The organism is Rhodococcus sp. LB1 (genome assembly GCF_001583455.1).
GTDB classification, from domain to species: domain Bacteria; phylum Actinomycetota; class Actinomycetes; order Mycobacteriales; family Mycobacteriaceae; genus Rhodococcus_F; species Rhodococcus_F opacus.
The window spans coordinates 1-1608 of sequence record NZ_LTCZ01000265.1; the positions used below are offsets into that span (position 1 = coordinate 1).

General features: G+C 64.7%; 2 protein-coding genes. Both read right to left on the reverse strand.

The window, feature by feature from the left end:
- The coding region (locus AZG88_RS28860; protein ID WP_061699852.1) for an IS256 family transposase at window positions 1-1276 on the reverse strand (1276 nt) is incomplete at its 3' end.
- Between the two features lie 107 nt (window positions 1277-1383).
- The coding region (locus tag AZG88_RS54375) for a hypothetical protein (RefSeq protein WP_231914245.1) at window positions 1384-1608 on the reverse strand (225 nt) is incomplete at its 5' end.

Genomic DNA, 1608 nt, shown 5'->3' on the forward strand with positions numbered 1-1608 from the left:
CGGCAGGTGAGGTGTCGGGGCTGATGTCGGTGGGTCGCTCGAGCAGCTTGCCCTTGTGGAACACCGCGCCGGCGCGCACGAGCGCGACCAGATGCGGTGCGTTGACCGCACGCCAACGTGCCTGGGCGGCGTCGATCAGCTTGTAGGCCATGGCAAGTCCCGCCGCACGGGATCCGGGCCCCTTGGTGACCTTCGTCCGGAGCCGCACCGTCGCGAAGGTAGATTCGATGGGATTTGTGGTGCGGAGATGCACCCAGTGCTCGGCCGGATACTTGTAGAACTCGAGCAACACATCCATGTCGTCGGTGATCTTCGCGACCGCCTTCGGATACTTCGCGCCGTAGTCGAGTTCGAAGGCCTTGATCGCCACTTGGGCCTTGTCGATGTCCTCGGCGTTGTAGATTTCCTTCATCGCCGCGAGCGCACCCGGATGCGCCGACTTCGGTAGCGCAGCAAGAACATTGGCCTGCTTGTGGAACCAGCACCGCTGCTCCCGGGTTTCCGGGAACACCTCCCGCAACGCCCTCCAGAACCCCAGAGCGCCGTCACCGACCGCGAGAACGGGAGCGGTCATACCACGGCGTCGGCAGCCGCGCAGCAGGTCCGCCCACGACTCGGTGGACTCGCGGTACCCGTCGGTGAGGGCGACGAGCTCCTTCCGGCCGTCCGCGCGGACCCCGATCATCACCAGCAGGCACAGTTTGTCCTGCTCGAGCCGCACTTTGAGGTGGATACCGTCGACCCACACATAGACGAAGTCGGTGCCCGAGAGGTCCCGATCCTGGAAGGCCTTGGCCTCGTCCTGCCACTGGGTCGTCAACCGGGTGATCGAGGCCGCCGACAACCCGGCACCCGATCCGAGGAACTGCTCGAGTGCCGGCCCGAAGTCGCTGGTGGAGAGCCCGTGCAGATACAACAGTGGCAGCACCTCGTTCATCTGCGGGGACTTGCGCACCCACGCCGGCAGGATCGCCGACGAAAACCGCTGCCGCTCCCCGGTGTCCGGATCGATCCGCTTGTCATTGACCCGGGGAGCCTTCACGCTGACCGCTCCCGCGGCGGTCAGCACACCGCGTTCGTGGTGGTAGCCGTTGCGCACCACCAGGCGGCGACCGTTCTCGTCGACCTGATCAGCGAACTGCTCGATATAGGCGGCCACCTCCGCCTGCAGCGCGGCCGCGAGCATCTGCCGGGCACCGTCACGGACGATCTCGTCGAGCAACGACCGCCCGTCGTCGTCGTTGGAGCGGTCGTTGTCGTGTACTACCGTAAGCACGGGCGTACCTTCCCAACCAGCGTTGCAGCGCTGGCCTTGATCGAATACCTGTTTTCTTGCAGATCATCATCCGGGAAGGTGCGCCCTCCCCGATCCACAGGTATTGATCATTTCTCCACTTCGTACAGGTACTCGCGCTGGTAAAGGTCCTGGCTGTCGTACCAACCGCGATTGTCACTTCGAGGCACTGGCTGGAGGATCGAATCTTCGAGTGCACGAAGTCGCATCGGGCGACCATGCACCTGGCCGGGGCGGCGCTTACCCGTCTCAGGATCGATGACAGCTGGCGCCGTGTATTGGCGTCTCATCGCCTCGGCGTGGATGCCGCTGCC